The following is a 24,706-nucleotide window of genomic DNA, read 5'->3' on the forward strand; positions in this document are numbered from 1 at the left end:
ATCGCAAAAACGCCACAATTTCTCGGGGTTTTCCTTGACGGCTCCAAGGCTGGGTGGGCATTATTCGGCTTCTTGAACGTTAACGCGAATTATTCGCATTAACGTTAACATTTTCATCCTCGAGCCAACAAGAAAATGACTTCCAGCTTGTCCACCGCTGCGCGCCGGCAACACGCGCCCTCGCGTATCCGCCCTCTTGCCGCCCTTGCCCGCATGGCCGTCCTGACCGGCTTCCCGCTGTGCGGCGCGGCCTTCGCGCAGACGGCGACCGCACCCGCGACGCCCACCGAGCAGGCCCTGCCGGCGGTCACCGTCAGTGCCGCCGTCACGCCGGACGATCAGGGACAGCAGCTGGAAAAACGCGTCAGCAGTGGCGCGCTGGGATCGCGCTCGCAGCTGGACACGCCGTTCTCGACGACGATCGTCAGCGGCGAGCAGCTTGCCGACCGCGCCGTCACCAAGCTTGGCGACGTGTTCGCGCTGGATGCATCGGTATCGGACAACAGCAATGCCAACAACAGCTGGTCGGCCTACCTGACCGTGCGCGGCATGCAGCTGGACTGGCAAAACGCCTTCCGGGTCAATGGCATGCCGTATGTCGGCTATGGCATCACCCTGCCCTACGAGCAGCTGGAGCAAGTGGAACTGCTCAAAGGTTCCACGGCGTTCATGTATGGCTTTGCCACGCCCGGCGGCGCCATCAACTACGTGACCAAGAAGCCGACCGAGCAGTTCACGGCCAGCCTGGAACTGGGTTATCGCAGCGCCCACGTGTGGAGCGAGCACATCGATATCGGCGGCCGTGCCGGTCCGGACAAGATGTTCGGCTATCGCCTGAACGTGACGCATGAAGAAGGCAAGCCGTCCAACGCGGTGGGCATGAACCGCGATTCGGTATCGCTGAGCCTGGATGCCCGCATCACGCGGGACCTGACCTGGACCTTCGACGGCCTCTATACGGATCGCCGCAACTACGGGCAGACGCCGACGTTCGCCACCTATTCGCTGCCCGCCGGCCAGCAGTTGCCCGGCGTGGTCAGCGGCCGCGGCGGGCTGTATGCCGGTCCGGACCAGCACATGTTCAACAATCTGCAGCTGTACAGCACGGGCCTGCGCTACAACCTCAACCCGGACTGGACCGTCAGCACCAACTACAGCTTCAGCAAGGTGTCCCGTAGCCGGAACGAGACGTCGCTGGTCCTGACCGACAGCCTCGGCAACTACGACGACTTCCGCTACGACGGCACCCAGGCGCACCAGTTCAGCCAGTGGACGACGATGGTCGAGGGCAAATTCCGCACCGGTCCGTTTTCGCACCAGCTGGTCGGTGGCGTGAGCTGGCAGCAACAGATCGACCGCTACAGCATCGGCACGGACAAGTACTTCCAGCTGGGCACCGGCAACCTGGCGCTGCCGTACACGGGCGTCTACTACTCGCAGGGCGGCATGAGCGAATACCGTGCGAGCGACATCTCGCAGAAGGCGGTATTCCTGTCCGATACCGTGCAGCTCACCGAGAAGTGGTCGGTGCTGGGCGGCCTGCGCTACACCAACTTCGAGCAGAACAACTACGACCGCAGCGGCACCACGACCAGCACATACAGCAAGAACGGCGTGCTGTCGCCGACCATCGCGGTCATGTTCAAGCCGATGCCGTCCACCACGCTCTACGCGAGCTACGTGGAATCGCTGGAACCTGGCCAGCAGGTCACCAATCCGGCCTACTCCAACTTTGGCCAGCAACTGAACCCGATCCGCAGCAAGCAGTATGAGATCGGCGCCAAGACCGACCAGGGCAAGTGGACCGGCACGGCCGCGCTGTTCCGCGTGGAGCGCGGTGCGCAGTACGCGTCCAACGGCTTCTTTGCGCAGGACGGCCTGGAGATCTACCAGGGTATCGAACTGGACAGCTACGCACGCCTGGGTCAGTTCGACCTGACCGGCAGTGCCATGTACCTCGACAGCTGGTATGCGCGCGGCGCCGCCAACAACGGCAACCGCGTGGCCGGCGCGCCGAACTTCGTGCTGGCGGGTAGCCTGGGCTACCGCGTCCCGTTCGTGCCGGGCCTGCGCGTGGGCGTCGATGGCAAGTACACCAGCACCACCAAGCTGCGTCCGGCCGGCGACGTGACGCTGGGCGGCTACACGGTCTTCAATCTGGGTGCCACCTACAACACCCGTGTGGGCGGCAAGGACCTGACGCTGCGTGCCGCGTTGACCAACCTGACCAACAAGCGGTACTGGGGCTTCCAGTACGCCGACTACGTGCAGCCGGCCGATCCGCGCGCAATCAGCCTCAGCGCAAAGATCTCGTACTGATCTGACGCACTACGAGACGCCCCGCCCGCCCGGCGGGGCGTTCTGCTTTAGAGGTTGCTTCAAAAAGATCCTGGCGTCGTTGCGCGGCCTTGCCGTACCACTTGTACTGTCTGCGGCCGCACGCCTAGCCAGGACCGCTTCGCTTCATTTTGAAACAACCTCTTGGGCTGGGGGACCCCCACACCTCCATCGCCCATCGTCTTTCCGCTGCCCATCCGCCGCGTATACAATCCCGGTCTTTATCCGTCCTTATTTCCCGAGCCGCCCCGCCATGACCACCCTTGGAACGCCCCTCTCCCCCTCCGCCACCAAAGTCATGCTGCTGGGCTCCGGCGAGCTCGGCAAGGAAGTGCTGATCGCGTTGCAGCGCCTGGGCGTGGAAACCATCGCGGTAGACCGCTACGAGAATGCACCGGGCCAGCAGGTGGCCCACCATGCCCGCACCATCACGATGAGCGATGGCGACCAACTGAAGGCGCTGATCGAGGCCGAGCGCCCCGATCTGGTCGTGCCCGAGATCGAGGCCATTGCCACACCCACCCTGGAAGCGCTGGAAGCCGCCGGCGTGGTCCGCGTGATCCCGACCGCCCGTGCGGCGCGCCTGACCATGGACCGCGAGGGCATCCGCCGCCTGGCCGCCGAGACGCTCGGCCTGCCCACCAGCCCGTACAAGTTCTGCGACTCGCTGGAAGAGTTGCAGGCCGCCATCGACGGCGGCATCGGCTATCCGTGCGTGGTGAAGCCGGTGATGAGCAGCTCGGGCAAGGGTCAGAGCAAGATCGACGGCCCGGAAGGCGTCAAGGCCGCCTGGGACTATGCAATGGCTGGTGGCCGCGTGAGCCACGGCCGCGTGATCGTGGAAGGTTTCATTGATTTCGACTACGAGATCACGCTGCTGACGGTGCGCGCCGTCGGCGACAAGGGCCAGGTGGAAACGCATTTCTGCGAGCCGATCGGCCACGTGCAGGTCAGCGGCGACTACGTGGAAAGCTGGCAGCCCCACCCGATGCACCCGAAGGCACTGGAGACGGCGCAGCATATCGCCCGCGCGGTGACGGCGGACCTGGGCGGTCAGGGCTTGTTTGGCGTGGAGTTGTTCGTCAAGGGCGAACAGGTCTGGTTCAGCGAAGTCAGCCCGCGTCCGCACGACACCGGCATGGTGACGATGATCACGCAGTGGCAAAACGAATTCGAGCTGCATGCCCGCGCCATCCTGGGTCTGCCGGTCAGCACGGCGCTGAAGAGCCCCGGCGCGAGCGCCGTGATCTATGGCGGCGTGGATGCCGAGGGCATCGTGTTCGACGGCGTGGATGAAGCGCTGCGCGTGCCCCAGACCGAACTGCGCCTGTTCGGCAAGCCCGAGTCCTTCGCCAAGCGCCGCATGGGCGTGGCTCTGGCCTACGCCGAAGACGTGAACACGGCCCGCGAGCGCGCCAAGGACGCCGCCGGTCGCGTCAAGCCGCGCAAGGCCTGAGAGGCCGAGCCGGCGGAGCTGTGTGGCCGCCGGTAGTCGACATCCCGGGCCGCTATGCGGCCCGGTTTTCGTTGCCGGGCGCGCGCTCCATGCCGGCGTCGGCCGCCGCCACCGCCATCGCGGCGTGCTGGCCACCCAGCACCGGATTCGCCCGCAAGCCGCTCAGGTCCGCCCCCGACGGCGACTGGTAGAGCCTCAGCCCAAGCTCCGGCAGGATCGCCAGCAGGTGGTCGAAGATATCGCCCTGGATCCGCTCGTAGTCCGTCCACCCGGTCAGCGTGGTGAAGCAATAGACCTCGATGGGAATGCCCTGCGAATCCGGCTCCATCATGCGCAGGTTCAGCAGCAAGTCGTGGTGGATCTCCGGATGCGCGCGCAGGTACGCGATGCCGTACGCGCGGAACGTTCCCACGTTGGTCAGGCGCCGGCGGTTGACGCGGTCGTTCTCCGATTCCGCCAGGCTGCGGTTGGCCTGCTCCACCTGCGCCTGCTTGATCTCCAGGTAGTCGTGCAGCAGCCGGAAGCGCATCAGCGCGTGGATCTCGTCGTCCTCCAGGAACCGCACGCTGGTGGCGTCGATCCGCAGCGTCCGCTTGATGCGCCGCGCGCCCGACTCGAACATGTGCCGGTAGTTGCGGTAGCTCTCCGAAAAGAGCTTGTAGGTCGGCACCGTGGTCACGGTGTTGTCCCAGTTCTTGACCTTGACCGTGTGCAGCGCGATATCCACCACATAGCCGTCGGCGTTGGACTGCGGCATCTCGATCCAGTCGCCGATACGTAACATGTCGTTGGAGGTCAGCTGCGTGCTGGCCACCAGCGACAGCAGCGTGTCCTTGAACACGAGCAGCACCACCGCGGACAGCGCACCGATGCCGGAGAGCATCCACAGCGGCGAGCGGTCGATCAGGATCGACAGCACCAGCACGCCGCAGATCAGCCAGAGCGCCAGTTGCGCCACCTGGACATACCCCTTGATCGACCGCGTCTGCGCGCGCCGGCTGCCGGAAAACACGGTCTGCCACGCGCCCAGCAACCCGGACAGCATCAGGAAGACACTGATCCACGTACCCGAATGCGCCAGCCGCTCGATCCCCTGCGAAAAATGTCCGAGGTTGGGCACTTCGCTGATGCCCAGCGTGATCACGGCCAGGAAGATCGCATAGCCCAGCCGGCGGTAGATCCGGTGGCGCATCAGCGCGGCGGCCCAGGTCCGGTTGCCTGACAGGCTCAGCACCCGATACACGATCCGGCCGACCACGCGCGCCACCAGCCATTGCGCGATGGCCGCGATGACCACCAGCGCCAGCACGTAGAGCGAAATCTGCGCCCACGGATGGGCAGGAATGCGTTGCTGGAACAGATCCAGCAGATCATCGAAATTCATCGGTCAGGCGTTTCCTCAGCGGACAGACGCCAAGTGTACTAGCCGCCCGCCATGATTCCCCCCCCTGCGCCCAGACGATCCGCGCACTTTCAGATACGTCTCATGCAGGCAGCAGCTTCAGGCCGCCGATCCCGGCGAAGATCAGCGCAATCAGCATCAACCGCAGCGGCGAGGCGGACTCGCCCAGAAAGACGATGCCCGCCAGCGTCACGCCGATCGCCCCGATGCCTGTCCAGACCGCGTAGGCGGTGCCCACCGGCAGGTGCCGCAGCGCGCTGCTCAACAGAAAGATGCTGGCCAGCGCGGCGCCGATGCCCAGCGCGGTCGGCCCGGGCCGCGTCCAGCCGTCGGTGAATTTGAGAGCCAGGGCCATCACGATTTCGATCAGACCGGCGATGATCAGCAGTGTCCATGCCATATGCAGTTCCTTGCGAGTGGGACGGCGTCGCGTTTGCGCGCGCCTTGCCGACAATGTAGGCTCCGCACATTGGCATATCCATTCACCGTTTCTGCGGAAAGGCAATGCAAAAATGCATGAACCTGACTGGGACGACCTGAAGGTATTTCTTGCCGTCAGCCGCGGCGGATCGCTGGCGGCGGCCGCGCGGGCGCTGCAGGTCAATCACTCCACGGTGCTGCGGCGGCTGAACAAGCTCGAGGATGACCTCGGCACGCGGCTGTTTGCGCGCGACCTCGCCGGCTACGCGATGACGCCGGCCGGCGAGTTGCTGGCCGGGCAACTCGATGGCGTCGGCGAACTGATCGAGGCCGCGCAGCGCCAGCTGGCGGGACGCGACGCGGAACTGAGCGGCCCGCTGCGCGTGACCACGACGGACACCCTCGCCTATGGCCTGCTGATGCCGGTGCTGGCGAATTTCCGCCTGCGCCACCCGCGCATCGAGCTTCAGGTGGTCATCAACAACTCGTTCCTGAGCCTGACCCGGCGCGAGGCCGACGTGGCGATCCGCCCCGCTGCCGAGCCGCCGGAGCACCTGGTGGGCCGGCGCGCGGGCCGGCTGCAGACCGCGCCCTATGCCGCGCGTGCGTACCTGGAGCGGATGGATGCCCCGCCGGAGGCTCACTGGCCCGGCCATGCCTGGGTGGTTCCCGACGAAAGCCTGTCGCACCTCGCGCAGGCACGCTGGGCCATCGCCAATGTGCCCGCGGACCGCTGTGCGGTGCGCGCCGACAGCCTGGTCGCGATGGCGCAGGCGGTTCGCTACGGGATGGGGGCCGGCATGCTGCTTTGCATGCTGGGCGACGCGGACGACTCGCTGGTCCGGCTGGCGGAACCCGATCCGGCGCTCGACACGCCGGTCTGGCTGCTGACGCACCCGGACCTGCGCCACAGCGGGCGGGTCCGGGCCCTCAACGATTTTGTGATGGAGGCGCTGCGGCAGTCGCCCTGGGTGCTTGCCGACTGACCCTGCCAATTCAGCGGGCCAATTCAGCAGGCCAACCGGGGCGGACCGACTGACCGCGACGACTGACTGCGGCGACCGACCGGATCAGCCGTGGGGCGCGTACATTGCCATGAGCTGTTCGTCGCTGTAGCCCCACTGCCTGGCATCCTCGAACGCCACCACCGTATCCTCGCTGTGCGACAAGTCGATAAGCTGCGGCGGCAGCGCCGTGGACGCGGCGACCGAGTAGAACGTCATCACGCGCGGGCGCAGCGGCTCGTCGTCGTTCTGGCCGCAGACCACCGCCAGCCGGTTGGAGCGCAGCCGCAGCACGGTGCCGAGCGGATAGATCCCGACCGTGCGTGTGAAAGCCTTGAAGACGCGGCGATCGAAGAGCGTATCCACGCGTACGGCGATGTACTCCACCGCCCGCGCCGGGGACCACGCCTGATGATTGGGCCGTGGCGACGTCAGCGAATCGTAGGTATCGCAGATGGCCGCGATCTTGGCATGCACGCTGATCTCGTGCTCGACCAGCCCGAACGGGTAGCCACGTCCGTCCACGCGCTCATGATGGTGCACGCAGACATCCAGCGGTATGTTCGTGTACAGGCGTGCCTCGTTCAGGATGCGATAGCCAGCGGACGGGTGGCGGCGCATCTGTTCTTCCTCGGCCGGCGAGAGGTCGCTGGCCTTCAGCAGGATCGAATCGGGCAGCGTGAGCTTGCCGATATCGTGCACCAGCCCGGCCAGCCCCAGTTCGCGGACTTCGCCATCGGGCAGCTTCAACGTGCGGCCCACCGCGATCATCAGCGCGCAGACGGAAAACGAATGGAGATAGGTGTAGTCATCCTTCTCCTTGAGCCGGGCCATCGCCAGCAGCGCCTGCGAATGGCGCGACAGCGACGTGGACGCGGAATCGACCAGCAGCAGCGCGCCGTTGGTCTCCAGCGCACGCCCCATCCGTACGTCGCCAAACATGTTGCCGATCAGGGACCTGCCGGTCTTGATCAGCTCGCGCGCCCGCTCGAGTTCGTCCTCGAAATTCGACTCCGGCTCCTCCTCGGTTTCGATTTCGTCTTCCATCGCGTCCGGCGTCGCCGGCGTCGGCAGATTCCGTCCCTTGAGGATATCGATCCAGACGTCCTGGACGTTGGCTGCCTGGATCTGCTCGACCTGCTCGTCGCTGGTCACGAGGAAGCGCGAACGCCAGAACGGGTGGTTCATCCAGGGTCCGCCAAGCCTGGCCACGAACATGCCCACCTGCAGCTGCTCCGCTTTGATTCTTCTCAGCATGCTTGCCCCTATCAATTGGGCGCGAATTCGCTTCGCCGTCCCGGATATTTCAGGGCTCTTCAGGCCCCTTGTCGTGGAGCCCGGCATCGTTGACCGTGACTCCCGCTATTGTTCTTGCGACCCCATTTCGCCCGCGTTAACGGCAGTCGCGGCCGATTCTTTAGCGGAATCCGCGCGATCCGCCCGGCGGGCCGCCCAAACCAGCAGCCAGACGCCCAGCGCCATCGCGTATACCATCAGGCCGACCCCCGCCATGCGCTGGTCATCGATCAGGTAGCTCGCGCACAGGCGCGATTCCGCATCGACGAAGAGCATACCGAAGGTCAGCCCCATCCAGACCACGTTGCCTCCGAAGAACAACACTATTGGCCAGGCGCTGACCCGCAACGCCACGCCGGTTGACAAGCCGGCCAACAGCACGGTGATGTATTTGGCAACATTGATCCACGGGGAAAGCCGCGACAGGTCGAGCGCGATCGGCAGCATCCAGGCGCCATAGGCCACGGTAGCCACCACCAGCAGCGTCAGCGCGTAGGGGCGCGAGGCTCGGGCCAGTCGCCCTCGTCCACGCAGGGACAGGAGCCGCTGCGAGAGGCAACCGGCAGCAAAGACCCACGGCAGCAGCACCAGCATCTGGCGCGCCATTGAGACTTCGAGCCATTCGCGCAACGGCGGGACAAGTGCGACAACCGCCAGCATGGCCAGCACCGCCAGTGCGGCCAGCCTGCCGACGGTCGGGTCGGTCGGTCGCGACGCGGCGGGCCGGCGCGTGAACAGGCGGGCCGCACTCATCTGGTGGCTCCGGTTGCCGCGGTGGCGCCGGGTGCTGCGATTGCTGCGATTGATGCGATTGATGCGATTGATGCGGATGTTGCGGAAGTGGCGCCGGTTGCTGTGGTTGTCACAGTCGCTGCCGTTGCGCCAGTGCCCGCGCGCTTGCGGGCGAATGCGTAGGCGGCGCGGAAGTCGGCCAGCGGATAGACCGCGAGCACGTGGCCGCTGGCGTCCACCACATGCAGGCCGCCGTTGTGTTCGAAGCCGCCGAGGCCGTCCGGAATGGCGATGATGTCCGCGTTGCGCAGCAGCGTCTGCATGGACGCCATCGAGACCGCGCCGACCACCTGCCAGCCCGGCAGGCGAGCCTGATGCTCACGCGCGTAGCCGGCCAGGTCGGCGGTCGCGTCGCGGGGGTCGAACGACATCGATAACAGCCCGATCCGGCCGGCCATGCCGTCCGCATCGATCTGGTGCGCCAGTTGCGTGAACTCGGCGCCCAGCGCGCGGCACACGGTCAGGCAGCGCGTGTAGATGAAATCGACGATGTAGATCGCGGGCGCGGACGCGGCCCCCGGATCGGCGAACAACCGCAGCGGCTCGCCATGCTGGTTGCGCACGTCGATGGCCGGCAGTTGCAACCCACCGGCGGCGATGCGTACCTCGCGGCGTTGGTCGAGCGTCCAGGATGTGAGGCCGTATGTCAGCTGCCAGATCGCCGCGCCGCCAAGCGCCAGCGCAAGCAACAGGACCACCACCGGCCAGGGCCCATGGCGGGCGCGCCGGCCGGTATGTCGTGCCGTCAGCCCCTGGCTAGCCACCCGGGCTGCCGAGCGCCACGTCGCCATCGAATGGCGCCTTCATCGCGGCAGTCTCGGCCCGTGCCGCGGCAACGGTTTCGGCCGTCACGGCGGGCGCAGTGTTGCCCCACTGGCTGCGAACGTGGGTCAGCACCGCGGCGATCTCGGCATCGCTCAACTGGTCAGCGAAGGCCGGCATGGCGCCGTTGTAGGCCGTGCCCTTCACGGTCAGCTTGCCGGTGACGCCGCGCAAGACGATGCTCGCCAGCTTCGCATCCTTGCCAGTGACCCATTCCGACCCGGCCAGCGGCGGAAACACTCCCGGCAAACCCTGCCCCGTGGCCTGGTGGCATGCCACGCAACGCCCCTGGAATACGGCAGCCCCGTCCACGGCGCCGCCGGCCGCCTGGGGCTTGCCTCGCAGGTCTGCCATGGTGCGCCGATCACCCAGCGCCGATGGCTCGTTGATCGGCGCGCTGACGATATACCAGGCGCCCCAGGCCACCAGCGCCACGACCAGGCCCAGCACGACCTTCGGCATGGGCGTCCGGTTTTCGTGCGGGTCCGGATTTTCGCGCGCACGCGCAGCGGCGGCCTGGCGTTTTTCCGATGGATTTTCCATCTCTGTTCTCTCCGGATGCGCTTATTTGGTGGTCGTGGCGCCTTCCGGCGCCGGCAGCACGGCGCCGGTGCGGTTCAGCGACTGCAGGTAAGCCACCAGGTCCAGCGCGGCCGCCGTGGGAACCACCACCTTGCCCGGCGGCGCGTAGCCGGGCGGCAGCGCCACGGCCTTTTCGCCCGGGTCTGGTGCATCCTTGACGTCGAACAGGTACGGGTAGCTCGGCATGATGCTGGCGCTGACGTAGGCGCGCGGCTGATACAGGTGACCCAGATGCCAGTCGGCGCTTGGCTGGCGCACGCCGATATTCATCAGGTCCGGTCCCGTGCGCATGGTGCCCAGCAGGTGCGGATTGTCGTAGTAGTAGTCGCCGGCCACGGCCACCCGGCCCCAGCCGCGCTTGTCGTCCGGTGCGAACGCGCTGTCACGCGGCTGTTGCGAGTGGCAGTAGATGCAGCCGTTGGCGATATAGACCTCACGCCCGCGCAACTGCGCGGCCGTGTAGGGCTTGACGCCCTCGGTGGGCTTGACGTCCTTCAGTTGCAGGTACGGAATCACGACCAGGGCGCTGGTGGCTAGCGCCAGCATGGTCATGCCCCCGGCCAGCAGGGCGCTTTCATTGTTCACGGTTCAGACTCCCTGCGCGCGCTTGCGGCCCTGGTGGAACAACGCCGGACGATCGCGGTTGGGGCCCAGCCCGAAGATCGCGCAGACAAAGTTGGCAACAAAAAAGAGATGGCTCGTCAGCATCATCAGCCCGCCGAGCGAACGGGCCTTCAGGTACGGGATGGTGACCGTCACCGAATCCATGAACGGCTTTGCCGCATCGAGCATGTCCAGGCCCTGCAGCCAGCCGCCGATGCTCAGGCCGATGAAGTACACGCCGATGCCGCCCGCCGCTAGCCAGAAGTGGAAATAGATCATCCAGCGGTACGGCCATTCGCGGCCCGTCACGCGCGGGACGATGAAGTAGATGGCGCCAAAGAACGCAAAGCTGACGAACGCGTAGAGGCCCAGGTGCGCGTGCGCCACCGTGTAGTGGGTGAAGTGGGTGACGCGGTTGACGGCGCGCAATGCCTCGAACGAGCCCTGGATCGAGCTCAGCGTGTACATCATCCCGCCGAACGTGACAAAGCGCAGTGTGGGCGAATCGATCAGGCGGCGGAAGTTGCCGCGCAGCGTCTGGTGCTGATTGATCGAGAACGCGATCACCGGGATTAGCATCATCATGCTCTGCACGATCGACAGCGTAATCAGCCAGCCCGGCACCGGCCCGCCCACCAGGTGGTGTCCGCCAACCTGGCCGTAGAAGAACGCCAGCGCCCAGAATCCCAGCAGCGACAGCCCGTATGACCTGACCGGCTGGCCGATGACCTTGGGCAGGAAGTAGTAGATCGATGCCAGCGCCAGCGGCGTATAGAACAGCCCCAGCACGTTATGACCAAACCACCAGTTCATGGTGGCCTGCTCCACGCCGAAGTGCAGCCCCGGGAAATTGGCCACCAGGAACAGCACCGGGAACCAGAACAGCGCGCAACCCATGTACCAGACCGACACGTACAGGTGATCCACCTTGCGGTTGACCAGCGTCAGCACCAGCGGCACGCCGACGAAGGCACCGCCGACGACGAACAGGATGTCGACCTGCCAGGGAATCTCCAGCCATTCCATGCCGTCGGAGATACCGGCCGCGATGCTGCCGATGCCCGCGATCAGGCCGGCGTTCCACAGCGCGGCACCCAGCACGGCCCAGCGCGCGCCCACCAGCGGTGTCTTGAGCAGGCGTGGCAACAGGAACAGCGCGATGCCCAGCCCTGCCATCGGCGCCCAGCCGTAGGCCACCGCGTTCAGGTGCATGGTGCGGATGCGGCCGAACGATAGCCACGGCACGGAAGCCAGCAGGTCCGGCTCATGCAGCTTGACGGAGGCAGTGAGCCCGGCCAGCGACGCCACCACCAGCCACACCATCGCGCAGCAGATGAACAGGAACACCACGGGCGACGACGACTCGTCGGCCGCATCGCGGGACGGGTCATCGATCCCCTGGTCGCCGTGACGGGACGCCGGGTCCTCCGGGTGCCCCGCCTCCCCGTCGCCAAAGATGACGCGCGCGGCGGCGGGCGAGGTATCGAACAGGCCGCGCTGCATGCTCCAGATAAACGCCGCGAGCGCGACCACGGATAGCAGGAAGGCCGACAGCAGAATGGCAACGGTATTCATGGCTGGCTTGGAGACATGGGGCGGACGGACATGGCGCGGGGCGCGGGGGCGAGATCGGAACGGGGGCTCAGGACAAGGGCGGAAAGCAGCGTCGGCTTCCCACAGTGCGCAGATTACGCATCGGGTGGAACGTGGCACATAGCCACTTTCCCGGTTTTTTGGGTAGCCACCATACGAGCGTTTGGAACCTTGTCGCCGCTGCCGATAACAACCCTGCCGCTGGTGCGAAACGTCCCTGCTCGACGCAGGCCTATAAGTTGCAAATAAAATGCAACTTTAATAGAATCGGTTGCACCGCCCGGGCAACCCTCAACGACAACGACTCGCGCACAACGCGATCCCAACCCGCGATCACAACAAGGATCTCAGCCCATGACCGCCCTCATCGACACCATGCTTGCCGAACATAAACAGATCTTCGCCATGCTCGACGCGCTGCATGATCAGGGCATCAGCACGGAGGCCGGCCGCAAGACGCTGGGCCAGCTCCGGCAACTGGTTCTTGCGCACCTGGCGCGCGAAGACCACAAACTCTATCCGCCGATGCACCGCCACGACGCCACCCGCAAGCTTGCCGAAGACTACGAGGCCGAGATGCATGTGATATCGCGCGAGGTGCTGGATTTCTTCGACCACTATCGCCATGGCGGCGACAAGCTGGAATTCGCCCGCGCGCTGGGCCGGACCATCGCCCGGCTGCGCGCCCGCATGACGCGCGAGGAGATCCGCCTCTACCCCGCTTTTCGTTCGCACTGCGACACCCCCGTTTCTGCCTGAGCCGCGCCCCGTGGCGTGACGCCCGCCGTGTCATCCCCCACCCGGGTGATGACGGGGCCGGCATAACGTCCTGCTATATCTCTCCGCTATATGTCGCCGCTATACGCGATATGTCGCGACAACACGTCGCGGGAGCCGAACTGGCGTACATGGCCACTGGTTCGTAGAATCAAGCAGCCCGAGCGAGAATCGGGTGGCCAGTCGCGCAGCGCCGGGTAGACCGCTCACCAGACGTCCCCATCACCATGAACGTGCATTTGACCATTCACGGCCGCCAGGGTCTGGCCGGCCAGATTTATCGCCAGCTGCGTGCCGGCGTTGTCGACGGGCGGCTGGCGCCGGGAGAGCGCCTGCCCTCCACGCGCGAACTGGCCACCCAGCTTGGCGTGTCCCGCAAGACTACCCTTGATGTGTTCGAGCGCCTGATCGCCGAAGGCTATCTGCGATCGCGCACCGGCGACGGAACCTTCGTGGCCGAGGAAATGACCCGGCTGGCCCCCGCCCCGCCGCGCGCCGCGGCATTGCAGCGGGCGGACTCCCTGTGGGACAACCTGCCCGACGTGCTGCCGATGATGCGCACCGACTCGCCGCCTGACTACGACTTCCTCGGCGGCGTGACGGACAAGAGCCAGTTTCCGTTCGACCAGTGGCGCCGCTGTGTCAGCCATGCGCTGCGCGTGCAGGCGCGCGGCCGAGGCGCCTACCGGGACCCGGCCGGCGAGCAGGAATTGCGGTTGGCGGTATCGCGCTACCTGGCCTTCAGCCGTGCCGTGGTCAGCAACTGGCAAGACGTGATCATGACCCAGGGCGCCCAGCAGGCCCTGGACTTGCTGGCGCGCGTCACCCTGCGCCCCGGCGACGTGGTGGCCGTGGAAGACCCGGGCTACCCGCCCGCGCGCACGATCTTCGCGGCGCTTGGTGCAAAAGTCGTCCACGTGCCGGTGGACGCCGACGGCATCGTGGTCGACGCGCTGCCAGCCGACGCACGCATCATCTACGTCACGCCATCGCACCAGTTCCCGCTGGGCATGCCGATGAGCCTGGAGCGCCGGCTGGCGCTGCTCGACTGGGCCCAGCGGCACGGCGCCCTGGTGATCGAAGACGACTACGACGGCGAGTTCCGCTTCGAGGGCCGGCCCATGGAGTCGCTCAAGAGCCTGGACAACGCAGGCGTGGTGGCCTATGTGGGCACGTTCTCCAAGACGATCTTCCCGGAGCTGCGCGTGGGCTATGTGATTCCACCCGCGCCGCTGGCGGCCGGGATCCGCAAGGCCAAGCAGGTGGGCGACTGGCACAGCTGCACCATGACGCAGACCGCGCTGGCCAAGTTCATGCTCGATGGCTACTTCGCCAAGCACCTGCGCCGCATGCACAAGGAATACGCGGCCCGCCGCGCCGTGCTGCTGCGCTATCTGGAGAATGAACTCTCGCCGTGGCTGACCGCACTGCCTTCCGCAGCCGGCATCCACCTCGTCGCCGAAGTCAAGGCGCACGGCGACGCTGCACACGATGAAGCCACGCTTATCGCGCGGGCCGGTGCCGCATCGATCGGGCTCTACGGCATCGCGGGCATGTACGCCGGCAGCCGCCCACGGCCAGGCATCCTGCTCGGCTACGGCGGGATTGGCGTCGCGGATATCGAAGCGGCCATGACCCGCCTGAGCGTGGTGCTTGACGGCAAGCAGGCAAAGAACTGACAGCGCCGCGGTGGGAGGCGCGGCAATCCGGAGGCCAGAAAGCCGGGCTCCAGATCGGACCGCAGATCGGGCAGTCGGCGAGATTTGTTGCGGCGCCACGTCATCGCGGCTTTCTGTTGGATAGGCCGCATACGACACCACCCGACCGCATCAAAACTTGAGGTTATTCGTAATCTGCCGTTAATCGTTGTCGGCCTCCGTTATTGCGTCCTGATTGCCTGATGCATACCCATTACGACAACCTCAAGGTTTCCCGCGACGCGCCCCCGGAAGTCATCCGGGCCGCGTACAAATCGCTTAGCCAGAAATATCACCCTGACCGACATGCGGACGGGGAGGAAGCCAATCGCATCATGCGGCTGCTGAACGTGGCCTATGACGTGCTGAGCGACCCGGCCCGCCGTGCCGAGCACGACCAGTGGATCTCCACCCAGGAAAAGATCGAGGCCGAGCAGCGGCGGCGGCGCGCCCAGGCGGCCCGGCCGGATTTCGGATCGCATCCGGCGCGTGCCGGCGCAACCGGCCAGGCGCGGCCCCAGGGCGCCGCGCCCAGGCAGCCCCAGCCGTCGCCACAACCCGAGACCGCCAGGCCATCCCGCAATGAAAAGGCCAGGAGCAAGTCGGCGTCCAGACGGGCGGCGGCGGGCAAACCCGGTGCGCCACTGCCCAGGTCGTGGTCCTTCCTGCTCTATGCGGGGATTGGCGCGGCCATCGTGGTGTTGCTGGGTGAGTGGTCTCCCCCGGGCGAATCCGCAACCGAGCGGCGTTCTCCCCAGATCGTCAGGCCCGCGCAGGCGGCGCCCGTGGTCAGGTCGTCCGCGTCGTCCACGCCTTTGCAGGAAGCGAAATACGTACGCCCCGGCACAACGCCGCGCGGGCTGCCCTGGCCGGCCCGGTCGGGCTATCTGGTGGGCTACCCGGTGCTCAATTCGGATGGGCTGTCGTCGTTGACTGTGGACAATACGCGCAGCGAGTCAGACGTCTTCCTGAAACTGGTGGCGATCGACGGTGGCACGCCAGTTCCCGTGCGCACCAGTTTCGTACGCGGCGGGTCGTCGTTCACGATGGAGAACATTGCGCCGGGCAGCTATGACGTCCGATACCGGAGCCTGGACACCGGCGAGATCTTCCGGTCGGAGCGCTTCCATATTGAAGAGATCAACGAAACCGACGGCACGAGCTTCGCCAACAACATCCTGACGCTCTACAGCGTGCCGGGGAAATCGCGTAGCGTCACGATCCCCGAGCGCGAATTTCCGTAGGCGGCGCGGGTCCCCTTGGATCTGGCCTCATTGCGCCGCCTGGCCGGGGCGCCAAAAGAAAAAGTCCGGTACGACAGGGTCGTCGTCCGGACTTTGCCGCTTCAGTACGGCTTCGGCTGTGGCTGGCCGTTGGGCGCCTTGGGGGGCTCCGGCCTGGGTGCCGGCGGAGGGACCGCGCCGTAGAGTTTTTGCCAGCGGGACTTCAGCCCATCGGCAATTTCCTTCTGGTTGTATTGGTCGGCAAAATCGATCACCGTCATGCCCTGCTGGTTCTTGAGACGCAGGTCGGCGCCCTCGTCCAGCAACAGCTTCACGGTCTCGATGTGCCCGCCGCGCGCGGCCATCATCAGCGGCGTGGTCCCATTGGGACTTTCCGCGTCGATGTAGGCGGCGTGGTCCACCAGATATTTCACGACGTCGTTGTGGCCGTTGGTGGCGGCATAGTGCAACGGCGCCCAGCCCTTCTTGTTGATCTCGGCTTCCATGCCATCGACCATCAGCTTGACCATATCCAGTTCCCCCTGGAGGCTGGCCATCATCAGCGCGTTCTCGCCAGCCGGATTGGTCTTGTCGAAGTCGATGTTCTTCGCCTTGATCAGCGCCGTGGCAGCCTTGAGCGATTTCTCGCGCAGCGCCACCACCAGCATCGGATTGCCACGGTTGTCGACGATGTTCGGGTCCACGCCACGCGCCAGCAGCTTCTGCACGGTGTTCCCGTCGTCGAATTCGACCGCCTTGCGCATGTCGTCGGCCGGCGCGGCCCACGCCAGCGACGCGGCACCCAGCAAGGCGACCGCGGCCGCCCCGCGGATTTTCTTCATATCAAACATTAGCATTCCGATCTATATGCTTGAACAGGCGGAAGAAATTGTCCGTCGTCCGTTCGGCGATTTCCGCCACGGGCACGCCGCGCAGATTGGCGATGAACTCGCCCACATGGCGTACCCACGCCGGCTCGTTGGTCTTGCCGCGATACGGCACCGGGGCCAGATATGGCGAGTCGGTCTCGATCAGCATGCGGTCAAGCGGCACCTTCCTGGCCGTTTCCTGCAGGTCCGCCGCGCTCTTGAACGTGACGATGCCGGAGAACGAAATATGGAACCCCTCGTCCAGCGCCTGCCTGGCGACATCCCAGGTTTCCGTGAAGCAGTGCATCACGCCGCCCGCCTCGCGGGCGTTTTCCTCGCGCATCAGCCGCAGCGTATCGTCCGCCGAGGACCGCGTATGGATGATCAGCGGCTTGCCGGTCTGCTTTGCGGCGCGGATATGGGTGCGAAACCTTTCGCGCTGCCATTCCATGTCGTCGATGCTGCGGCCGTTGAGCCGGTAGTAGTCCAGCCCCGTCTCGCCAGTCCCCACCACGCGCGGATGGGCGGACAGCGCCAGCAGGCGTTCCAGCGTCGGCTCTTCGCCTTCCTCGTAATCGGGATGCACGCCGACGGACGCGTACAGGTTCGGATGCTGTTCGGCCAGCGCCAGCACGCGCGGAAAATCTTCCAGCGTGACGGAAATGCAGAGCGCATGGGAGACCTGGTTGGTCTTCATGTTCTCCAGCAACTGGGGCAGGCGCTCGGCCAGTTCGGGAAAATCGATGTGGCAGTGGGAATCGACAAACATGTGAAATCTCGGAAAACGGCGACGCCGGGGCAGCGCAGTCAGTCCAGCCGGCGGCCGAGGATGACCAGGTCGCGCTCCACGCCGTCCAGCACGGCCACGCGGGGCAGATCGCCCCAACGCGTGAAGCCATGCTTCTCGAACAGCGCCAGACTGGGGCCGTTGTGGCCAAAGATGAAGCCTAGCAGCGTATTCACGCCGACCTTGGGGGCATGGGCGATGGCCTGCTCCAGCAGGTAGCGGCCCAGACCTTGCCCACGGCGTTCCTCGTGCAGATAGATCGACACCTCTGCCGTGGCGCCATAGGCAGGACGGCCATAGAAATCCGAGAAGCTGACCCAGCCCGCCATGCGGCCATCGGCATCCTCGCAAACCCAGAGCGGACGGCGCTCGGGCTGGTGCGCATCGAACCACGCCTGGCGGGAGGCCACCGAGACGGGCTCCGTGTCGGCGGTCACCATGCGCGACGCCACCGTGCTGTTGTAGATCTCGACGATGCCGGGCAGGTCAGGACGCTCGGCGATGCGCAGGGTAAAGCCAGAAATACTCATATCTAACAACCACTTGCGAACCGAAGTTCGCGTATTTTATAACGTCTGGGTAGGCCGGCCGGATTCGATGGCCTTGCCCAGGATTTCTTCCACGGCCCGTTTCAGGCTGCGGCCATTATCGTCGTCCGGCAGATGCACGCCCACACCGGGGGTCTTCATCGGGGTTCCGGCTGGGGTGATCCATGCCACGGTGCCCTGCACCTGATACTTCTGCGGTCGGTCCAGCAGCGACAGTACCAGGAACACCTGCTCGCCCAGCCGGAACGGGCGATTGGACGGCACGAAGATGCCTCCGCGCGACAGGAACGGCATGTAGGCCGCGTAGAGCCCCGCCTGGTCCTTGATCGACAACGACAACACGTTCGGACGCTGTGCCGCGCCGCCCGTGGCCTGTCCGCCTGGTACGCCGGTATTGGCGCCGGCCGGATTGGGATTGGCTGGTGCAACCGCCGGACGCGGCGGAACCCCCGTGACTGGTGCATTCATGCTCGACCCTAGTTTTGGTTGCCCGCTTTGCGCGGGCTATTGGAAATGATTGCTGCGAACGACTTGTACCACGTGTGCTGCCTGATTCCTACCGGTCAGCGGAACAATTGCCGGTAATCCAGGAAAACCGACTCCATGACGAGGCGTGCGGCCAACGGATGGTTCTCGTTGCGGCGATGGCTGACCAGCCGCGCGGCAAAGGCCTGCAGCCGGTGCGCATCGGTGGCGCCCGCACAACGCCCGAGCGCGGCCATTTCCTTGGGGAAGTAGCGCACGGCACTGCCACCCAGGCACAGTGCCAGCAGATCGTACGTCCAGCGTTGCAGGATGCCAAGGACGGCCGGCACGGGCAGTTTCTGCAGTTGTTCGGCCGCCGCCAGGGCGTCGAACGCGGCGCCGGCGCCCAACTGGCCAACCAGCCAGCGTTGCAGCGGCTGCTCTTCGGCTTCGGCCGCGTGCAAGGCCGTCAGCGGCGAGCCGCCCGCCAGCGCCAGCTGTGCCTCGGCATCGGCCACGCCCTGGCTGCGAAGCCAGGCCAGCGCGTCAACCGGCGTCGGGCGCTCCACGGAAAACTGCCGGCAGCGCGACAGGATCGTCGGCAAAACCCGGTCCAGCCGGTCGGTGACCAACAGGAATACCGTCGACGGCGGCGGCTCCTCCAGCGTTTTCAACAGCGCGTTGGCGCCCTCGGTCTGCAGGGCATCGAGCGGATACACCACCACCATGCGCAAGCCGGCCCGGTGCGTGCCCACGCCCACGGCCTCGATCAGCGCGCGCACCTGCTCCATGCGGATGAACTTGCTGGGCGCGCGCTTCTTGCCGCCACCTCCGTCGGCATCGCCTTCGACCTCGGCGCCGGCATCCAGCGCCTCCGGTCGTACCACCGTGAAGTCGGGGTGGTTGCCCTGGCTGAACCAATGACAGGCACCGCAGGTATTGCACGGCTGGCCATCGGCCAGCGGCGATTCACACAACAGGCCCTGCGCGAAATGCAGCGCCAGATCGCGCTTGCCGATGCCTTGCTGGCCGTGGAGGAGCAGCGCATGCGGCAGCCGCTCGCGCAGGGCCGTTAGTCGTTGCCAGTCTTCTCGTTGCCAGGGATAAAGCATGCGGGTTCAATGAGTTAGCGATGATGTCTCATGTATTGTCCAAGGACTGCACCCGAACATCATCGCGCGGATATAAACGCAAATAATCAGAGACTTGCGAGGATTTCCTCGAGTGTCACCCGAATCTCTTCGATCGACCGTGTGGCGTCGATCACGCGGAACCGGCCCGGGGCTGCCTCGGCCCTGCGCAGGTATTCCGCACGCGTGCGCTGGAAGAACGCGCGCGATTCGGCCTCGAACTTGTCAGGGGACCGGGCACCGGCCAGCCGCTCGCTGGCGGTTTCCAGCGGCACGTCGAACAGGAGCGTCAGGTCCGGCTGCAGGTCGCCCTGCACCCATTGCTCCAGCGCCTCCAGCCGGTCCAGGGACAGGCCACGGCCGCCCCCTTGATAGGCAAACGTGGCATCGGTGAAGCGATCCGAGATCACCCAGTCGCCGCGCGCCAGGGCCGGCTCGATGACCTCGGCGATGTGCTCGCGCCGTGCGGCAAACATCAGCAGCGCCTCGGTTTCCAGGTGCATGGGGCGGTGCAGCAGCAACTGGCGCAGGTCCTCGCCCAGCGGGGTGCCGCCGGGCTCGCGGGTGGTGACGACGTGGCCGGTATCGGGCCGCGCGCGCAGGCGCTCGGCGACCCACTCGATGTGGGTGCTCTTGCCCGCGCCGTCGATGCCTTCGAAGGTAATGAATTTTCCGCGCATGAAAGACTTATTTGCCGCGCTGGTACTTGTCGACCGCGCGATTGTGTTCGGGAAGCGAATTGGAGAAATGACTGCTGCCGTCGCCGCGCGCCACGAAATACAGCGCGTCGGACGGCGCCGGCGCGGTTGCCGCGGCCAGCGAGGCCAGCCCCGGCAGCGCGATCGGCGTCGGCGGCAGGCCGGTGCGCGTGTACGTATTGTACGGGGTGTCGGTCAGCAGATCGCGCTTGCGCAGGTTGCCGTCGAAACCCTCGCCGATACCGTAGATCACGGTCGGGTCGGTCTGCAGCATCATGTTCTTGCGCAGGCGGTTGACGAAGACCGCCGCGATCATCGGCCGCTCCACGGCCTGCCCGGTTTCTTTCTCCACGATCGATGCCATCACCAGCGCCTCGTACGGGGTCTTGTACGGCAGGTCGGGCGAACGGGCGCTCCAGGCGTCGTTGAGCCGCTTCTGCATCGCGCGATAGGCATGGCGATACAGTTCGATATCGCTGCTGCCACGGGCAAACAGGTAGGTGTCCGGAAAAAACAGGCCCTCGGGCGACGGTTCGCCGGCGCCGATCGCGCGCATCAGGTCCGCATCGGACATGCCCTGGGTGTCATGCTTGAGCGCCGGGTTGGCATCCACGGCAGCCCGCATCTTGCGGAACTCCCAGCCTTCGATCACGGTGACCACGTAGTGCGTGACCTCGCCCCGGGCAATCTTCTCGATGACATCCAGCGGCGTGACGCCGGTTTCGAACTGGTAGCCCCCTGCCTTGAGATCGGCCCCATGGCCGGTGATCCGGACCAGCAACTGGAACAGGCGCGGGTCCATGGGCAAGCCGCCGCGCTGGACCTGGCGGCCGACGCTGGCCACGCTGGAGTTGGGCTTGATGATGACTTCGACAGGCGACGTCGGCAGGCCGAGCGGTTGGTTGGCCCACCAGGCAAGGCCGCCCGCGGCGGCAATCGCGAAAACCAGCAGGACCCCGACCAGACGCAGGAAGATACGTTTCATGTAGTGAGTGTGATGGCGCCGCCATGGCCCCACCGGCAGGTCGGGATCGGGGCGGCGGCCGGCCGGAATGGCGACAGCCCCATATAATACCGGGAGCCCCGTGCCGCCACGAGTCCGCATCGCCACTTTGCGCGATCCGCAACCGACGCCGATACCGGCGTTGCAGCGACGGCACCCGCCCCCATATGCGTTGACGAACCGCTTCGATCCCGCCACCGCTGGCTGAACCGAGCCCAGCACGGAACCCGGCACCGATCGCGCATTCGAAGCGCCCTATTACCGTACCGCCAACCCTGGCCCGACTGCATGCCTGCCATCGAATTCCCGCCCCTTGCCTCCAGCCTCGAGTCCCTGCACCGCGACGGTATCGTCGCCGCGCCTGCCGGTCTCGGCCTGATCCGGGTTGCCGGCGACGATGCCGCCACCTTCCTCCACACCCAGCTGACCAACGCGGTCGAAGACCTCTCGGCCGGTGATAGCGCCCGGCTGGCGGGCTACTGCTCGCCCAAGGGGCGGCTGCAGGCCAGCTTCCTGATGTGGCGCGATGCCGAGGGCATCGTCTTGCAGATCTCGGCCGACATCCAGCCGGCGATCCAGAAACGACTGGCGATGTTCGTGCTGCGCGCCAAGGCGAAGCTGTCGGACCTGTCCGCCACGCATCGCATCCTGGGCGTGGCCGGTGCGGGTGCCGAAGCCGCCCTGGCGGCCGCCGGGCTCCCCGCGCCGCATGGTCCGCTGGCCACGGCCAGCGCCGCCCGCGTGACCGTGATCCGTCTGGCCGATGCCGACGGCGAGCCGCGCTGGCAGATCGTCGCCCCGGCCGAGCAGGCCGATAGCCTGGAGCAGGCGCTGGCGGGCCGGCTGACCCCGGCCTCCGCCGGTTTCTGGGACTGGCTGGAAATCCGCTCCGGTGTGCCGCGTATCGCCGCCGCCACGCAGGAACAGTTCGTGCCGCAGATGATCAATTTCGAACTGATTGGCGGCGTGAATTTCCGCAAGGGCTGCTACCCGGGCCAGGAAGTGGTGGCGCGCAGCCAGTATCGCGGCACGCTGAAGCGCCGCATGTGGCTGGTCCATGGCGAAGGCGATGTGCCTGCCGCGGCCGCCGAGATCTTCCGTCCGGAAGATCCCGAGCAGCCCTGCGGCATGATCGTCAACGCCGCGGCGGCGCCGGAAGGTGGCTGGGATGGCCTGGCCGAACTGAAGATCGATGCCGCCACGGGCGCGCTGCGCCTGGGCGCCGCCGACGGCCTGGCCGTGGCCACGCGTGCGCTGCCGTACGAAGTGCCGCTGCCCAACGAGGCGCAGGCCGCCGGCTGACCGACACGGGAATCCCGCCATGAGCGATCATCTCTACGTCTATTTCAAGGTGCCGGACGCGCAGGCCACGGAGGCCCTGCCGCACTGGCATCGCTGGATGGAAACGGTCGCCGAGGCGACCGGGATTGGTGGTACGCTGATGCGCAGACCCGAGACCCGCGCCGGCATGCAGACCTGGATGGAGAGCTACGCGGACGTACCTCCCGCCTTCGATGCCACCCTGGACGGTCTGTGGCGGCAAAGCGGGCTCGCGCAGTGGATCAGCGGCGAGCGGCAAGCCGAGCGGTTTGTCGACCTGGACGTGCTCTGAGCCGCTCCGGCAGTTAGCAGGAAAGGAAGGAATATGTGCCTGATATTGGTGGCCTGGCAATCACACCCGGACTATGCCCTGGTGGTCGCCGGCAACCGCGACGAGTTCTATGCCCGCCCCGCGGCGGCGGCACAATGGTGGCAGGACGCGCCAGAGGTGCTGGGTGGCCGCGACATGGCGGAAGTGATCGGCGAGCCCGGCACCTGGATGGGCGTCGCCACCGCCAATGCGCGGCGCGGCCATGCCGGTGCGCGCTTTGCCGCCCTGACCAATTACCGCGCGCCATCCGAGAAGCGGACCGATGCGCGCTCGCGCGGCGAGCTTGTCTCGCATTTCCTGCGCGGCGATCAATCGCCTGACGAGTATCTGCATGCCCTGGCGTCCGACCACGGCGCCTACAACGGCTTCAACCTGCTGGCGAGCGACCTGCACGATCTCTGGTGGTACAGCAACCGTTCGCCGTCACGCCAGCCGCAACGGCTGAAACCCGGACTGTATGGCTTGTCGAACGCGCTGCTGGATACGCCCTGGCCCAAGGTGCGCAGCCGCGTGGGCGCGATGTGCGAAGTGCTGGCGGCAGACAGCGGCCAGGCGACGGCGAGCGTCGAACCCTACCTCCAGTTGCTGGCCGACGAGCGCCAGGCGGCTGACTGGGAGCTGCCCAGCACGGGCGTGGCGCCTGAATGGGAAAAGCTGCTGTCCTCCGCCTTCATCCGATCGCCAAACTACGGCACGCGCGCCAGCACGCTGCTGCGCGTGCGGCATGACGGGCGCTTCGACTTCTGCGAGCGCAGCTTCGATGCCAATGGCCAGACCGGCGAGGTGTCCTACCGAGGCCACCTGAAGGTCGCGCGCGATACGGGCACGGTGCCCGCTCCGCGCTGACGGCTGACGGCTGACGGCTGACGGCTGACGGCGCATGATCGCGCCGTCGGCGCCATTCGCCTGTTAGCGCGTTAGCGCGCCATTCACACCGCTTTCGCGCGGACAGCGGCTCAGCGCAGCCGCTTCCGCATCTCCAGATGCGGGATGCCCGCTTCCTCGAATTCCTCGCCAACCGGCTCGAACCCCACCCGCGCGTAGAACGGCGCGGCGTGCGTCTGCGCATTCAGGATCAGTTCCGGATAGCGCAGTTCGGCGGCCTTGGCCATCAGGGCGTCGAGCACCTTTGCCCCCATCCCCGTGCCGCGCGCCTCCTTGAGCACCGCCATGCGCCCGATATGCCCGTCCGGCAGCAGCCGGCCCGTGGCCACGGGTGTGCCATCCGCCGCAAACGCCAGCGCGTGCCAGCTCGGCTCGTCCATATCGTCCCATTCCAGTTCCACCGGAACGCCCTGCTCCTCCACGAAGACGTTGTAGCGGATGGCGCGGGCGCGCTCGCGGGCTTCGGCCCAGGCGCAGACGAGTACGGAGTCGGACATGATCGGATGACGCGGAAAGTCTGAAGAGAGGCGCAATCATACTCCAGCCGATATGGCTGGCCGGGGCCGGATTGGGCGCAATTTCAACAGAGTGACTCACTCTCCTAAGGGTTTGCCCCCGTCGGCAATCGGCAGCAAAATTTGTATGATGACCTGACTACCCGATAAC

The 24,706-nt window shown here is 66.2% G+C and carries 25 protein-coding genes; 9 read left to right on the plus strand and 16 right to left on the minus strand.

The genetic code is table 11. The annotated features are described in order from the left end of the window. The first annotated feature begins 135 nt into the window (after positions 1 to 135). Together BLR29_RS00485 and purT are read left to right on the plus strand one after the other, a co-directional pair. Complete coding sequence (locus tag BLR29_RS00485; RefSeq protein WP_092133724.1) at positions 136 to 2,319, plus strand: TonB-dependent siderophore receptor; 2,184 nt, start codon at positions 136 to 138, stop codon at positions 2,317 to 2,319. 271 nt (positions 2,320 to 2,590) lie between these two features. Next, a complete protein-coding gene (gene purT / locus BLR29_RS00490) occupies positions 2,591 to 3,793 on the plus strand; it encodes a formate-dependent phosphoribosylglycinamide formyltransferase (protein ID WP_092133725.1) in 1,203 nt (400 codons plus the stop codon). Positions 3,794 to 3,845: 52 nt separating this feature from the next. Here purT and BLR29_RS00495 read toward each other — a convergent pair whose 3' ends face one another. Continuing rightward, entirely contained in the window at positions 3,846 to 5,177 is a 1,332-nt protein-coding gene (locus BLR29_RS00495) for a mechanosensitive ion channel family protein (protein ID WP_092133727.1), read from the minus strand. Between the two features lie 100 nt (positions 5,178 to 5,277). Beyond that, positions 5,278 to 5,595 (minus strand): DMT family transporter, encoded by a 318-nt coding sequence (locus BLR29_RS00500; RefSeq protein WP_092133728.1) that lies wholly within the window; start codon positions 5,593 to 5,595, stop codon positions 5,278 to 5,280. Between the two features lie 112 nt (positions 5,596 to 5,707). Here BLR29_RS00500 and BLR29_RS00505 point away from each other — a divergent pair, with 112 nt between their 5' ends. Continuing rightward, positions 5,708 to 6,601 carry a LysR family transcriptional regulator gene (locus tag BLR29_RS00505; RefSeq protein ID WP_092133730.1) on the plus strand — a complete coding sequence of 298 codons (894 nt, stop codon included), beginning with the start codon at positions 5,708 to 5,710 and terminating at the stop codon, positions 6,599 to 6,601. An 84-nt stretch (positions 6,602 to 6,685) separates the two neighbouring features. Here the strand turns inward: BLR29_RS00505 and BLR29_RS00510 are convergent, their stop codons facing one another. From BLR29_RS00510 to BLR29_RS00535, 6 genes are all read right to left on the minus strand, one after another. After that, complete coding sequence (locus tag BLR29_RS00510; RefSeq protein WP_092133731.1) at positions 6,686 to 7,876, minus strand: HD-GYP domain-containing protein; 1,191 nt, start codon at positions 7,874 to 7,876, stop codon at positions 6,686 to 6,688. A 105-nt stretch (positions 7,877 to 7,981) separates the two neighbouring features. Continuing rightward, on the minus strand, positions 7,982 to 8,668 hold the full coding sequence (locus BLR29_RS00515; protein WP_092133733.1) for a hypothetical protein: 687 nt from the start codon (positions 8,666 to 8,668) through the stop codon (positions 7,982 to 7,984). Beyond that, on the minus strand, positions 8,665 to 9,498 hold the full coding sequence (locus BLR29_RS00520; protein ID WP_176860845.1) for an SCO family protein: 834 nt from the start codon (positions 9,496 to 9,498) through the stop codon (positions 8,665 to 8,667). Before BLR29_RS00520 ends, BLR29_RS00515 begins: the two co-directional genes overlap by 4 nt. Beyond that, complete coding sequence (locus tag BLR29_RS00525) at positions 9,464 to 10,072, minus strand: c-type cytochrome (protein ID WP_092133734.1); 609 nt, start codon at positions 10,070 to 10,072, stop codon at positions 9,464 to 9,466. Before BLR29_RS00525 ends, BLR29_RS00520 begins: the two co-directional genes overlap by 35 nt. A 21-nt stretch (positions 10,073 to 10,093) precedes the next feature. Continuing rightward, entirely contained in the window at positions 10,094 to 10,696 is a 603-nt protein-coding gene (locus BLR29_RS00530; RefSeq protein WP_176860846.1) for a cbb3-type cytochrome c oxidase subunit II, read from the minus strand. A gap of 3 nt (positions 10,697 to 10,699) precedes the next feature. Further along, positions 10,700 to 12,289 (minus strand): cbb3-type cytochrome c oxidase subunit I, encoded by a 1,590-nt coding sequence (locus BLR29_RS00535; protein ID WP_092133736.1) that lies wholly within the window; start codon positions 12,287 to 12,289, stop codon positions 10,700 to 10,702. 372 nt (positions 12,290 to 12,661) lie between these two features. Between BLR29_RS00535 and BLR29_RS00540 the strand changes: the two genes are divergently transcribed. The 3 genes from BLR29_RS00540 (at position 12,662) to BLR29_RS00550 (ending at position 16,025) form a co-directional block, all read left to right on the plus strand. Next, positions 12,662 to 13,066, plus strand: coding sequence for a hemerythrin domain-containing protein (locus tag BLR29_RS00540; protein ID WP_092133738.1), 405 nt, complete (start codon positions 12,662 to 12,664; stop codon positions 13,064 to 13,066). 245 nt (positions 13,067 to 13,311) lie between these two features. After that, positions 13,312 to 14,763, plus strand: a complete 1,452-nt coding sequence (locus BLR29_RS00545) for a MocR-like pyridoxine biosynthesis transcription factor PdxR (RefSeq protein ID WP_092133739.1) — start codon at positions 13,312 to 13,314, stop codon at positions 14,761 to 14,763. A gap of 221 nt (positions 14,764 to 14,984) precedes the next feature. Next, positions 14,985 to 16,025 (plus strand): J domain-containing protein, encoded by a 1,041-nt coding sequence (locus BLR29_RS00550; RefSeq protein ID WP_092133741.1) that lies wholly within the window; start codon positions 14,985 to 14,987, stop codon positions 16,023 to 16,025. Positions 16,026 to 16,126: 101 nt separating this feature from the next. Here BLR29_RS00550 and BLR29_RS00555 read toward each other — a convergent pair whose 3' ends face one another. The 7 genes from BLR29_RS00555 to mltG form a co-directional block, all read right to left on the minus strand. Beyond that, positions 16,127 to 16,846 (minus strand): ankyrin repeat domain-containing protein, encoded by a 720-nt coding sequence (locus BLR29_RS00555; protein WP_369804541.1) that lies wholly within the window; start codon positions 16,844 to 16,846, stop codon positions 16,127 to 16,129. Between the two features lies 1 nt (position 16,847). Next, entirely contained in the window at positions 16,848 to 17,642 is a 795-nt protein-coding gene (locus BLR29_RS00560) for a TatD family hydrolase (protein ID WP_092133744.1), read from the minus strand. A 38-nt stretch (positions 17,643 to 17,680) separates the two neighbouring features. Next, positions 17,681 to 18,190 (minus strand): GNAT family N-acetyltransferase, encoded by a 510-nt coding sequence (locus BLR29_RS00565; RefSeq protein ID WP_092133745.1) that lies wholly within the window; start codon positions 18,188 to 18,190, stop codon positions 17,681 to 17,683. 36 nt (positions 18,191 to 18,226) lie between these two features. Then, positions 18,227 to 18,676 carry a PilZ domain-containing protein gene (locus tag BLR29_RS00570; RefSeq protein WP_092133747.1) on the minus strand — a complete coding sequence of 150 codons (450 nt, stop codon included), beginning with the start codon at positions 18,674 to 18,676 and terminating at the stop codon, positions 18,227 to 18,229. 95 nt (positions 18,677 to 18,771) lie between these two features. After that, positions 18,772 to 19,785 (minus strand): DNA polymerase III subunit delta', encoded by a 1,014-nt coding sequence (locus BLR29_RS00575; RefSeq protein WP_092133748.1) that lies wholly within the window; start codon positions 19,783 to 19,785, stop codon positions 18,772 to 18,774. 86 nt (positions 19,786 to 19,871) lie between these two features. Continuing rightward, entirely contained in the window at positions 19,872 to 20,483 is a 612-nt protein-coding gene (tmk, locus tag BLR29_RS00580; protein ID WP_092133750.1) for a dTMP kinase, read from the minus strand. 7 nt (positions 20,484 to 20,490) lie between these two features. After that, positions 20,491 to 21,486 (minus strand): endolytic transglycosylase MltG, encoded by a 996-nt coding sequence (gene mltG, locus BLR29_RS00585; RefSeq protein WP_092133751.1) that lies wholly within the window; start codon positions 21,484 to 21,486, stop codon positions 20,491 to 20,493. A gap of 306 nt (positions 21,487 to 21,792) precedes the next feature. Here mltG and BLR29_RS00590 point away from each other — a divergent pair, with 306 nt between their 5' ends. From BLR29_RS00590 to BLR29_RS00600, 3 genes are read left to right on the plus strand one after another with little or no spacing between them, the layout of a single operon-like run. Continuing rightward, positions 21,793 to 22,806: a CAF17-like 4Fe-4S cluster assembly/insertion protein YgfZ gene (locus BLR29_RS00590; RefSeq protein WP_092133753.1), complete on the plus strand. Its 1,014-nt coding sequence runs from the start codon at positions 21,793 to 21,795 to the stop codon at positions 22,804 to 22,806. Positions 22,807 to 22,825: 19 nt separating this feature from the next. Further along, positions 22,826 to 23,116 carry a DUF4936 family protein gene (locus tag BLR29_RS00595; RefSeq protein ID WP_092133754.1) on the plus strand — a complete coding sequence of 97 codons (291 nt, stop codon included), beginning with the start codon at positions 22,826 to 22,828 and terminating at the stop codon, positions 23,114 to 23,116. A gap of 33 nt (positions 23,117 to 23,149) precedes the next feature. Beyond that, positions 23,150 to 24,001, plus strand: a complete 852-nt coding sequence (locus tag BLR29_RS00600) for an NRDE family protein (RefSeq protein WP_092133756.1) — start codon at positions 23,150 to 23,152, stop codon at positions 23,999 to 24,001. A gap of 110 nt (positions 24,002 to 24,111) precedes the next feature. Here the strand turns inward: BLR29_RS00600 and BLR29_RS00605 are convergent, their stop codons facing one another. Next, complete coding sequence (locus BLR29_RS00605; RefSeq protein WP_092133757.1) at positions 24,112 to 24,537, minus strand: GNAT family N-acetyltransferase; 426 nt, start codon at positions 24,535 to 24,537, stop codon at positions 24,112 to 24,114. Between the last annotated feature and the right edge of the window lie 169 nt (positions 24,538 to 24,706).

The sequence above is a fragment of the Cupriavidus sp. YR651 genome (assembly GCF_900101625.1).
In the GTDB taxonomy this organism is placed as follows: domain Bacteria; phylum Pseudomonadota; class Gammaproteobacteria; order Burkholderiales; family Burkholderiaceae; genus Cupriavidus.

What these genes read in the sequence shown, in the direction of transcription:
- BLR29_RS00545 (WP_092133739.1), top strand. Translation starts at nt 13,312, where the DNA reads ATGAACGTGCATTTGACCATTCACGGCCGCCAGGGTCTGGCCGGCCAG.
- BLR29_RS00510 (WP_092133731.1), bottom strand. Translation starts at nt 7,876, where the DNA reads ATGCTGAGAAGAATCAAAGCGGAGCAGCTGCAGGTGGGCATGTTCGTG.
- BLR29_RS00600 (WP_092133756.1), top strand. Translation starts at nt 23,150, where the DNA reads ATGTGCCTGATATTGGTGGCCTGGCAATCACACCCGGACTATGCCCTG.
- BLR29_RS00605 (WP_092133757.1), bottom strand. Translation starts at nt 24,537, where the DNA reads ATGTCCGACTCCGTACTCGTCTGCGCCTGGGCCGAAGCCCGCGAGCGC.
- BLR29_RS00555 (WP_369804541.1), bottom strand. Translation starts at nt 16,846, where the DNA reads ATGAAGAAAATCCGCGGGGCGGCCGCGGTCGCCTTGCTGGGTGCCGCG.
- purT (WP_092133725.1), top strand. Translation starts at nt 2,591, where the DNA reads ATGACCACCCTTGGAACGCCCCTCTCCCCCTCCGCCACCAAAGTCATG.
- BLR29_RS00595 (WP_092133754.1), top strand. Translation starts at nt 22,826, where the DNA reads ATGAGCGATCATCTCTACGTCTATTTCAAGGTGCCGGACGCGCAGGCC.
- BLR29_RS00505 (WP_092133730.1), top strand. Translation starts at nt 5,708, where the DNA reads ATGCATGAACCTGACTGGGACGACCTGAAGGTATTTCTTGCCGTCAGC.
- BLR29_RS00550 (WP_092133741.1), top strand. Translation starts at nt 14,985, where the DNA reads ATGCATACCCATTACGACAACCTCAAGGTTTCCCGCGACGCGCCCCCG.
- BLR29_RS00570 (WP_092133747.1), bottom strand. Translation starts at nt 18,676, where the DNA reads ATGAATGCACCAGTCACGGGGGTTCCGCCGCGTCCGGCGGTTGCACCA.
- BLR29_RS00565 (WP_092133745.1), bottom strand. Translation starts at nt 18,190, where the DNA reads ATGAGTATTTCTGGCTTTACCCTGCGCATCGCCGAGCGTCCTGACCTG.
- tmk (WP_092133750.1), bottom strand. Translation starts at nt 20,483, where the DNA reads ATGCGCGGAAAATTCATTACCTTCGAAGGCATCGACGGCGCGGGCAAG.
- BLR29_RS00525 (WP_092133734.1), bottom strand. Translation starts at nt 10,072, where the DNA reads ATGGAAAATCCATCGGAAAAACGCCAGGCCGCCGCTGCGCGTGCGCGC.
- BLR29_RS00540 (WP_092133738.1), top strand. Translation starts at nt 12,662, where the DNA reads ATGACCGCCCTCATCGACACCATGCTTGCCGAACATAAACAGATCTTC.
- BLR29_RS00560 (WP_092133744.1), bottom strand. Translation starts at nt 17,642, where the DNA reads ATGTTTGTCGATTCCCACTGCCACATCGATTTTCCCGAACTGGCCGAG.
- BLR29_RS00485 (WP_092133724.1), top strand. Translation starts at nt 136, where the DNA reads ATGACTTCCAGCTTGTCCACCGCTGCGCGCCGGCAACACGCGCCCTCG.
- BLR29_RS00520 (WP_176860845.1), bottom strand. Translation starts at nt 9,498, where the DNA reads ATGGCGACGTGGCGCTCGGCAGCCCGGGTGGCTAGCCAGGGGCTGACG.
- BLR29_RS00515 (WP_092133733.1), bottom strand. Translation starts at nt 8,668, where the DNA reads ATGAGTGCGGCCCGCCTGTTCACGCGCCGGCCCGCCGCGTCGCGACCG.
- BLR29_RS00500 (WP_092133728.1), bottom strand. Translation starts at nt 5,595, where the DNA reads ATGGCATGGACACTGCTGATCATCGCCGGTCTGATCGAAATCGTGATG.
- BLR29_RS00495 (WP_092133727.1), bottom strand. Translation starts at nt 5,177, where the DNA reads ATGAATTTCGATGATCTGCTGGATCTGTTCCAGCAACGCATTCCTGCC.
- mltG (WP_092133751.1), bottom strand. Translation starts at nt 21,486, where the DNA reads ATGAAACGTATCTTCCTGCGTCTGGTCGGGGTCCTGCTGGTTTTCGCG.
- BLR29_RS00575 (WP_092133748.1), bottom strand. Translation starts at nt 19,785, where the DNA reads ATGCTTTATCCCTGGCAACGAGAAGACTGGCAACGACTAACGGCCCTG.
- BLR29_RS00535 (WP_092133736.1), bottom strand. Translation starts at nt 12,289, where the DNA reads ATGAATACCGTTGCCATTCTGCTGTCGGCCTTCCTGCTATCCGTGGTC.
- BLR29_RS00590 (WP_092133753.1), top strand. Translation starts at nt 21,793, where the DNA reads ATGCCTGCCATCGAATTCCCGCCCCTTGCCTCCAGCCTCGAGTCCCTG.